The organism is Rhizobium sp. TBD182 (genome assembly GCF_001950375.1).
Classification (GTDB): domain Bacteria; phylum Pseudomonadota; class Alphaproteobacteria; order Rhizobiales; family Rhizobiaceae; genus Agrobacterium; species Agrobacterium tumefaciens.
On the sequence record NZ_BDLN01000001.1, the window covers coordinates 1095424 to 1103794 of the forward strand.

The window sequence follows — 8371 nt, forward strand, 5'->3', positions numbered from 1 at the left end:
CGCCATCGACTCCGTGCAGGCACCTGCGCCGGCCTCTTCCGGGATCATCGACGTCGATCAATTTACCAAAACGCTTGCCGCGAGACCGAATACTAGCTTAGGCATCGGCCATGCCAGCACATTGCTCAACGGCGCTCACGGAGAGCCGATGCGTAACCTGCTTGAGCCGGGTCGGCAGTCGTTCGGGATTATCACCGATGCCGGATATGACAATGGCGCCGGCACCAAGGGCGGTTTTGGCATTGCCGATATCGGCTACGGTATCGGCCTGGAAGGCGGCGCGACTGCACGCCTTGCCTTCGGCGGCATTTACAACGATTTCGATATCGATACAGGCGGCAACAGCATCTACAAAGGAAGCTATATCGCGCCAGAAATCAGCATGCCGATTGCCGGTAATCTCTTCGCCACCATCGGCGGCTATTATGCGCCTGGCGAAATGTCCATCGAGCGCGGTTATCTGAATGGCGGCGCGATGGATTATTCACACGGTAAAGCAGATCTCGACACCTGGGCGGCAAGACTGCGCCTCGACTGGCTGAATGCCGCGACAATTGCGGACTGGCGTCTGACGCCCTATGGCAGCCTGACCTATGCCACTGCGAAGATGGAAGGTTACACTGAAAGCAACGGATCTTTTCCCGCGAGCTTCGATGTAACGCGCGAGCACTCTACAGTCGTTCGTGCCGGTTTGGATGGCATTACGGATCTGACCGATACGGTTCGCCTGCTTGCGCGTGCGGAGGCGGCTTACCGTTTTGAAGAAGAAACGGCGGGGGCCTCGGGATCGATCCTCGGGCTGTCCGGCTTTCGTTTCGGCGGCCAGGAAATCGACCAATTCTGGATGCGGGGCGGGCTTGGAGCAGAGTTCGATGTCGCCGGCGGAACCGCGTCGCTGAACGTCAACGTCACCACGCAAGGGGAAGACCCGGCCGTGTGGCTGCGCTCAGGATGGAAAGTTGCTTTCTGAGCGGCGGCCGCGGATCAAACATTCATATCAAACACCAGAAGCCCGGCCAGACCGCCATCGGTCAGCGAGACCAGACGTTGACCGACTTCCATGTGTTGCGGGTGCGCCAGATATTCGTCGCGGGCCTCCGGGCTGTCCAACGTTACGATGAAGCCATCGACGAAACCGCCATTCAGGCCTTCCGGCGAAACGTTCTGGCCGTATTTCACGTCGATTATGCCGGGTATCACGTCCTTGAGGGCCGCAATTGCTTCAAACACCGCGTGTTTTTCAGAGGATGCCGTTGCAGCCTTGAACCGTAGAAATACACAATGCAGGATCATCTGAATGTCTCTCCTCCGCTGGAACATTGTCCAACTGTTTGACGACAAGATAGATCGGGTTTCAGTTTTCACAATCCCTTATCACGGTTGGGCCGGATCAGGGCCGAATGGAAGAAATCAGACTTCCGTTACCGGCGTTTGAAGGGCTCCATGCCCTTGCGTGCCAATTCGTCGGCGCGCTCGTTTTCCGGGTGGCCGGCATGGCCCTTGACCCAGTGCAGCGTCACTTTATGGCGCTCCTGCGCAGCCTCCAGCGCCTGCCACAGCTCCACATTCTTGACCGGCTTGTTATCGGCGGTTTTCCAGCCCTTCTTTTTCCAGCCGAAAATCCACTTGGTGATGCCATCCTTGACATAGGCGCTGTCGGTATAGAGATCGACTTCGCAGGGACTTTTCAGCGCGTTGAGCGCCGAGATGGCCGCCAGCAGTTCCATGCGGTTGTTGGTGGTATCAGCCTCGCCGCCGGACAATTCCTTTTCGGTCTCGCCATATCGCAGCACAGCACCCCAGCCGCCCGGACCGGGATTGCCGGAGCAGGCGCCGTCGGTAAAGATATCGACATGTTTCATTCGCCAACCAGCCCGTATTCGGCGACATGGCTGATGGAGCGGTGGAACCGCAGCTTGCGCAGATATTCCAGCGGGTCTTTCTTCACCACCAGCGCGCCCGCCGGCGTCGTCAGCCAGTCATAGAGGCGGGTCAGGAAGAAGCGCAGCGCCGAGCCGCGTGCCAGAAGCGGCAAGGCATCCAGTTCCGCCTCGCTCAACGGACGCACCGACTGGTAACCTTCCAGCAGCGCCTTGCCCTTGGTGACGTTGTACGCACCATCCTTCTCGAAGCACCAGGCATTGAGGCAGATCGACACGTCATAGGCGAGCAGGTCGTTGCAGGCGAAGTAAAAATCGATGAGGCCGGAAAGCTCGTCACCGAGGAAAAAAACGTTGTCCTGAAACAGGTCCGCATGGATGACGCCCGCGGGCAAATCCTTCGGCCAATGGGCGGCGAGATAATCGATTTCCGGGCGGATCTCTTGCTTCAAGCCCTTCTCCACCTCGTCGGCGCGGTCTTCAGACTTGTACCACAGCACCTTCCAGCCATCGACGGAGAGTGCATTGGGGCGCTTGATCTCGAACCCATCACCGGCAAGATGCATGGCGGCCAGCGCCTTGCCGACTTCCCGGCAATGTTTCGCTTCCGGTTTTCGCAGCCACATGCCTTCAAGGAAGGAGATCAGCGCTGCCGGGCGACCGGACAATTCGCCCAGCAATTCCCCGTCCTTGCGCGGCAGCGGCAAGGGGCAGGACAGACCCTTGGCGGCCAGATGCTGCATAAGACCGAGGAAGAATGGCAGATCGGATTTTTCCACGCGCTTTTCGTAAAGCGTCAGGATCAGCGGATCCTTCGTCGTATGCAGCAGGAAATTGGAGTTTTCAACGCCTTCGGCAATGCCCTTATAGGATGTGAGGCTGCCAACGTCGTATTGTATGAGGAAATTCCTCAGATCATCTTCGGTGATGTCCGTATAAACTGCCAATTTCAAATCTCTTGATGAAGGATGGAGTGAAAATCTGAAGAGGGGATGACATATGCGCGGTGGGAACCACTCACATATCTCGCCATCCCGGTCTAGGCGCCAGTGGCGGCTTTCGGTGGCAGGGCATTGCTGGCATTGCCATTCACGAAAGCCATATCGTCCGTCGTCAGCTCGATGCTGCGCAGTTCGCGGTTGACGAGGAAATGTTCCGTTTCCTCCACCGTGACGGCCAGATCGAGCGTCGTATCGAAACGCGCCTTGAAGGCTTCGATGATCTCATCAACGATGACCTCCGGCGCGGAAGCGCCCGCCGAAAGACCGACGGTGCGGATATCGCCGATCGCATCCCAGTCGATTTCCGCCGCACGCTGCACCAGAACTGAATGTTTGGCGCCAGCGCGCAGCGCCACTTCCACCAGCCGCTTCGAGTTTGACGAATTGGGCGCGCCGACCACGATGAAGAGATCGCAGCCGGGGGCCGCCTGCTTCACCGCATCCTGACGGTTGGTGGTGGCGTAACAAATGCTGTCGGCGGCGGGCGCCTGAATGGCCGGGAAACGTTCCTGCAACCGGGCAATAACGCCTGCGGTATCATCGACAGACAGCGTTGTCTGGGTAACGAAACCGAGGTTTTCTCGGTCCACAGGTTCATAGGTGCCGGCATCCTCCACCGTCTCGACCAGCGAAACGGTACCTTCGGGCAGCTGGCCCATGGTGCCGATGACCTCAGGGTGACCGGCATGGCCGATCAACACGACATGGCGGCCGAGGCGCTGGTGGCGCATGGCCTGCTTATGGACCTTGGAGACCAGCGGGCATGTGGCATCGAGATAAAACAGGTTGCGCGCCTGCGCATCCTCCGGCACGGATTTGGGCACACCATGGGCGGAAAAGACCACCGGCTGCTCGCGATGCTCGGTGGGGATTTCGTGCAGTTCCTCGACGAAAATCGCGCCCTTGGCTTCCAGCCCCTCGACCACATATCGGTTATGGACGATTTCGTGGCGGACATAGACCGGCGCGCCATAGGCTTTCAGCGCCAGCACGACGATCTGGATCGCCCGGTCCACGCCCGCGCAAAAGCCGCGCGGTCCGCACAGCCTTATCGTCAAAGGGGGTTTGGAAACGGCGATGTTCATTCGTGCTCCTTGGCGTGCGCCTTGCCCTTGCCCGGTAGCCAGCCTTACCGGACAGGGCGCGCGTTATTCACCTTGCGCCTTACCGTTCCGGAAATAGGCAAAACCGGCGACGATGACAAGGGCCGCCGCCAGACCATACCACGTTATCGCATATTGCAGGTGATTGTTGGGCAAATCTATCAGCGTCACGCCGCCCTGTGGCCAGCCGCCGGGGTTCGGCGCATCGTCGGCATCCACGAACAGGTTGACCAGCCTGTTGGGCGGGATATCGGTGCTCGACGCCATGGCCGCCAGATCCTTCCAGTAGAAGATGTTCTTGGCGATATCGTTATCCGGCAGCAGGGAAGACGGTTTTGCAACGAGCGGCGCGCGCGCCAGTCCCTTGATCTCCACCTCGCCAGCGACCTGCCCTTCAGGCCGCTTCGTTGCCTCCTTCATCTCAAACGGCACGAAGCCGCGATTGACGAAGAGGATACGGCCATCGGCAAGCGACAGCGGAGTATAGATGTAATAGCCGGTTCTGCCCTGGTGGGTGGCGAAGAAATGCCGCTCGCGGGCATGATCGAAAACGCCGGAAACGTTGACCCTGCGATATTCAATTTCGCCGCCGCTTTTGGCAATGGCTTCGATCTGCGAGAGCGTGGCCGGACTTGCGTTGCGCCGCGCCTCGATATCGGCAATCAGCGCTTCTTTCCAGTAAAGCCGCTTCACCTGCCATGTGCCTAGCCCGAGAAGGATGGCAAGTGCCAAAAGGACGAGCGGCGCGGCAAACCAGATGCGTCTTTCCGCCGCCTTCATGTGGGAAACCTCATTCACGATCAAGCCTGCCTTCGCTTGCATTGTTGCGGTATTGCAGCGCAATCATGATGCCCTTCATCTTGCGCAGCAGCACGAGGGAGACGATCACCGCAAAAGGCAACCAGAGCATGACATGCACCCAGACGGGCGGCGCAAAACGCTGATCGAACCAAAGCGCCAGCCCGACGACAAGGAAACCGACGATCAGCATGACAAAGACGGCCGGGCCTTCACCCGCATCGGCAAAGCCGTAATCCAACCCGCAAGCACTGCATGCGGGTTTCGGGGTCAGGAAGCCGTCGAACAGCCTGCCATTGCCGCAACGCGGGCAGCAGCCCTTCAGCCCGACTTTTATTGGGTCCACCGGCGCAAAGCCGCCGTTTCCGGGTTCAGACATGATGGCCTCTCGCCTTGGGCCGGTTAAACCTCCGTCCGGCCCGCCTGTTTAAACACAAAGGGCGGCAGATGCCGCCCTCCGAGTCAGAAAACAAACCGCATCACTCCGCCAGCGGCGCGCCCCAGCCGCCCCAGATGTAGATCGCGAAGAACAGGAACAGCCAGACGACGTCAACGAAGTGCCAGTACCAGGCAGCCGCTTCGAAGCCGAAATGCTGTTTCGGCGTGAAGCCGCCGGCAATGGCGCGCAGCAGGCAGACCAGCAGGAAAACCGTGCCGACGAAAACGTGGAAACCGTGGAAGCCGGTCGCCATGAAGAAGGTCGCGCCATAGATCGAGTTCTTGAAGTCGAACGGGGCGTGCATGTATTCGTAAACCTGCACGGTCGAGAACAGGACGCCGAGGGCAACGGTGAGGACGAGACCGGTGATCAGCCCCTTGCGGTCATTGTGCAGCAGGGCATGGTGCGCCCAGGTGACGCAGGTGCCCGACAAAAGCAGGATGACGGTGTTGTAGAGCGGCAGGTGCCAGGGATCGATGACCTCGATGCCCTTTGGCGGCCACTGACCACCGGTATATTCGAGGCGGGACGCCTGAATGGCCTCGTGCGGATAAAGGCTGGCATCGAAATAGGCCCAGAACCACGCGACGAAGAACATCACCTCAGAGGCGATGAACATGATCATGCCGTAACGCAGGTGAAGCGAAACGACGCGGGTATGGCTACCCTCATTGGCTTCCTTGATCGTGTCTGCCCACCATGCGTACATGGTGTAAAGCACGATGACGAGACCGATATAAAACAGCCAGGGATTGGCCAGTTCCATGCCGAACAGCTTGAAGGAGCCAGCCGACAGGTAACGCATGTAACAGACGCCGCCGAAGGTCAGAATGAAGGCGCCGATCGAGGCCAGAAGCGGCCAGGGGCTTGGATCTATGATGTGGTAGTCGTGGTTCTTCTGATGCGTATCTGCCATGTGTGACAATCCCCTGGTATCTCTTCCCAGACCCGGCCCTGCTCAAAAGGCCCGAGTCTCCTCTCACAATTTGCTTTCGCCAGATTCAGTCTTTACCGGCAAGGACGCAACCGGTTTTTCGGTTTTGGCCGGATAAAACGTATAGGATAGCGTCAAAGTATGAATGTTCTTCGTTTCGCGCGCCGTGGCGATATCCGGATCGATGAAAAACACCACCGGCATTTCGAGCGTTTCGCCCGGCTGAAGCGTCGTTTCAGTGAAGCAGAAACACTCCACCTTGTTGAAATAAGCGCCTGCTTCCATGGGCGTGACGTTAAAGACCGCCGTGCCCGTGGTTGCCACCGCTGAGCGGTTCGTCGCCTTGAAATTGATCTGTACCGTTTCGCCGATTTTCGGCGTGACCAGCTTGTCGACCGGGCGGAAATCCCAGTTGAGGCCATTCGACGTATTGGCGTCGAAGGTGACGTTGATGGTCTTGTCGAGAATGACGTCGGAATATTGCTCGACGCGCTGGGTCGTGCCGTTATAGCCAGTGACGCGGCAGAACAGGCTGTAGAGCGGAACGGCGGCATAGGCCATGCCGATCATAGCGCAGAAAAACACGAGACAGAGCACGAGGATGGAGCGATTGCTCACCCGCTGCGTGCCGGCCGTTGCCTTGTCTGCCCCGATATTTGCCCCAGTATTCGCCATGTCCCCCTCCTCTCCTCCGATCATGCCCTCACTGTCAGGCCGTCAATGCGAACCGATCTTGATGATGGTGATGACGTAAAACAGCACCACCAGACCGGCGAGCAAGACGCCGAGCGCGACGTTGCGCCCGCGCCTCGATTTTTTCTGCGCCGCGCTCAGTTCCACGGTTTCCATCAAAAAACTCCCGAAATCACGGCTTTCAGGGCCGGAGCGAAATGATCGGCCAAAAGGCCGGAGAAGATGGCGAAGAGGTAAAGCACCGAATAGGCGAACATCTTCTTGGCGGGCAGCATTTTTTCGTCACCGTCAGGCATGCGCCGGACATCGAGCGAACAGTACACAAAGATCGCGCTCAGCACGGCGGCGAAAATGCCATAACCGAGGCTCGCCAGACCGGTGAAATACGGCGCGACCGCAACTGCAGCCGTCAGCACTGCGTAAACGATCATCTGGTTCTTGGTGGAGCGCTCGCCCGCCACGTTCGGCATCATCGGAATGCCGACGGAGCCGTAGTCGCGCATCTTGAACAGCGCCAGCGCCCAGAAATGGGCTGGTGTCCACAAGAAGATGATGAGGAAGAGGATGACGCTATCAAGCGAAACGCCGCCGGTGACGCAGGCCCAGCCAAGCATGGGCGGGAAAGCGCCGGCAGCACCACCAATGACGATGTTCTGCGGTGTCGAGCGTTTCAGCCACATCGTATAAACGACGGCGTAGAAGAAAATGGTGAAGGCGAGCAGTCCGGCGGAGAACCAGTTGACCGCAAGCCCGAGGATGACCACCGAAAAGGCCGAGAGCGTCAGCCCGAAGGCCAGCGCCTCGCCAGGTGTTACGCGGCCAGACGGGATCGGCCGCTTGGCGGTGCGGCTCATCACGGCGTCGATATCTGCATCGTACCACATGTTGAGCGCGCCGGATGCGCCGGCACCGACGGCAATACAGAGAATGGCGATGAGGCCGAGGACCGGGTTGATGTGGCCCGGCGCCAGCACGAGGCCCGCAAACGCCGTGAAGACGACGAGCGACATGACGCGCGGTTTCAGCAACTCGAAATAATCGCGCGCGCCGGCTTCCGAAAGTTCGGAGCTTTCCAGGCCAAGCATTTCGCGATTGTCGATGACGGTCATTTCGTATCCTGTTTTTCTTCAGATGCCGCTTGCCGCGGCATCCCTTGCACCAGCCCGAAAACAGAGTGTCGTTTTCGGCGTGCACGGTGCGTCAATTCATTGGTCCGAACGTTCCGGCACGGGCAGCACCGGGGTCAAAGACCCGATGCCATGCGCCTGGCATATCGCCACGCCCGTTCCGTCGCCCTGCTGCGTCTGCCCATTCATAGTGGCAGTACTTGGCTTTTATCATGTCGCACGAAAAGCTTCGCTTGGACAAAATGCCTCACGCAGCAGCAGATTCCGTCCGCCTCAAGGGAAACGGCGCGGATAAGCCCACACCATCCCCTCTTTTCAGCTTCCGGAGTTCGCAAGCCCTGCCCGCACTCCGGTCCGGCATTCAGCGAATGCGCGGAAGCTGTTCCCACTGGTGGT

General features: G+C 59.0%; 11 protein-coding genes. 1 reads left to right on the forward strand and 10 read right to left on the reverse strand.

From position 1 onward, the window contains the following. A partial coding sequence (locus T18_RS05545; RefSeq protein ID WP_210187536.1) for an autotransporter outer membrane beta-barrel domain-containing protein occupies positions 1-970 on the forward strand: 970 nt, incomplete at its 5' end. 14 nt (positions 971-984) lie between these two features. Here T18_RS05545 and T18_RS05550 read toward each other — a convergent pair. The 10 genes from T18_RS05550 to cyoE all read right to left on the reverse strand — a co-directional run bounded on the left by T18_RS05550 (position 985) and on the right by cyoE (position 7957). Next, positions 985-1293, reverse strand: coding sequence for a Dabb family protein (locus tag T18_RS05550; RefSeq protein WP_013635620.1), 309 nt, complete (start codon positions 1291-1293; stop codon positions 985-987). A 128-nt stretch (positions 1294-1421) separates the two neighbouring features. Beyond that, positions 1422-1862 (reverse strand): ribonuclease HI, encoded by a 441-nt coding sequence (gene rnhA, locus T18_RS05555; RefSeq protein ID WP_003511799.1) that lies wholly within the window; start codon positions 1860-1862, stop codon positions 1422-1424. Beyond that, complete coding sequence (locus T18_RS05560) at positions 1859-2827, reverse strand: homoserine kinase (RefSeq protein ID WP_038492700.1); 969 nt, start codon at positions 2825-2827, stop codon at positions 1859-1861. The genes rnhA and T18_RS05560 overlap by 4 nt, the downstream gene beginning before the upstream one ends. Before the next feature lie 92 nt (positions 2828-2919). Beyond that, positions 2920-3966, reverse strand: a complete 1047-nt coding sequence (gene ispH / locus T18_RS05565) for a 4-hydroxy-3-methylbut-2-enyl diphosphate reductase (protein ID WP_019564182.1) — start codon at positions 3964-3966, stop codon at positions 2920-2922. Positions 3967-4029: 63 nt separating this feature from the next. Next, positions 4030-4764 (reverse strand): SURF1 family protein, encoded by a 735-nt coding sequence (locus T18_RS05570; RefSeq protein ID WP_003511792.1) that lies wholly within the window; start codon positions 4762-4764, stop codon positions 4030-4032. 10 nt (positions 4765-4774) lie between these two features. Next, positions 4775-5161 (reverse strand): DUF983 domain-containing protein, encoded by a 387-nt coding sequence (locus T18_RS05575; RefSeq protein ID WP_019564184.1) that lies wholly within the window; start codon positions 5159-5161, stop codon positions 4775-4777. A 100-nt stretch (positions 5162-5261) separates the two neighbouring features. Beyond that, positions 5262-6137, reverse strand: coding sequence for a cytochrome c oxidase subunit 3 (locus T18_RS05580; protein ID WP_003511788.1), 876 nt, complete (start codon positions 6135-6137; stop codon positions 5262-5264). 63 nt (positions 6138-6200) lie between these two features. Further along, a complete protein-coding gene (locus T18_RS05585) occupies positions 6201-6830 on the reverse strand; it encodes a cytochrome c oxidase assembly protein (RefSeq protein ID WP_003511786.1) in 630 nt (209 codons plus the stop codon). 42 nt (positions 6831-6872) lie between these two features. Then, positions 6873-7004 carry a hypothetical protein gene (locus T18_RS27570; protein ID WP_013635615.1) on the reverse strand — a complete coding sequence of 44 codons (132 nt, stop codon included), beginning with the start codon at positions 7002-7004 and terminating at the stop codon, positions 6873-6875. Next, positions 7004-7957 (reverse strand): heme o synthase, encoded by a 954-nt coding sequence (gene cyoE / locus T18_RS05595; protein WP_038490089.1) that lies wholly within the window; start codon positions 7955-7957, stop codon positions 7004-7006. Before cyoE ends, T18_RS27570 begins: the two co-directional genes overlap by 1 nt. Between the last annotated feature and the right edge of the window lie 414 nt (positions 7958-8371).

What these genes read in the sequence shown, in the direction of transcription:
- T18_RS05550 (WP_013635620.1), bottom strand. Translation starts at nt 1,293, where the DNA reads ATGATCCTGCATTGTGTATTTCTACGGTTCAAGGCTGCAACGGCATCC.
- rnhA (WP_003511799.1), bottom strand. Translation starts at nt 1,862, where the DNA reads ATGAAACATGTCGATATCTTTACCGACGGCGCCTGCTCCGGCAATCCC.
- ispH (WP_019564182.1), bottom strand. Translation starts at nt 3,966, where the DNA reads ATGAACATCGCCGTTTCCAAACCCCCTTTGACGATAAGGCTGTGCGGA.
- T18_RS05570 (WP_003511792.1), bottom strand. Translation starts at nt 4,764, where the DNA reads ATGAAGGCGGCGGAAAGACGCATCTGGTTTGCCGCGCCGCTCGTCCTT.
- T18_RS05575 (WP_019564184.1), bottom strand. Translation starts at nt 5,161, where the DNA reads ATGTCTGAACCCGGAAACGGCGGCTTTGCGCCGGTGGACCCAATAAAA.
- T18_RS05580 (WP_003511788.1), bottom strand. Translation starts at nt 6,137, where the DNA reads ATGGCAGATACGCATCAGAAGAACCACGACTACCACATCATAGATCCA.
- T18_RS05585 (WP_003511786.1), bottom strand. Translation starts at nt 6,830, where the DNA reads ATGGCGAATACTGGGGCAAATATCGGGGCAGACAAGGCAACGGCCGGC.
- T18_RS27570 (WP_013635615.1), bottom strand. Translation starts at nt 7,004, where the DNA reads ATGGAAACCGTGGAACTGAGCGCGGCGCAGAAAAAATCGAGGCGCGGG.
- cyoE (WP_038490089.1), bottom strand. Translation starts at nt 7,957, where the DNA reads ATGACCGTCATCGACAATCGCGAAATGCTTGGCCTGGAAAGCTCCGAA.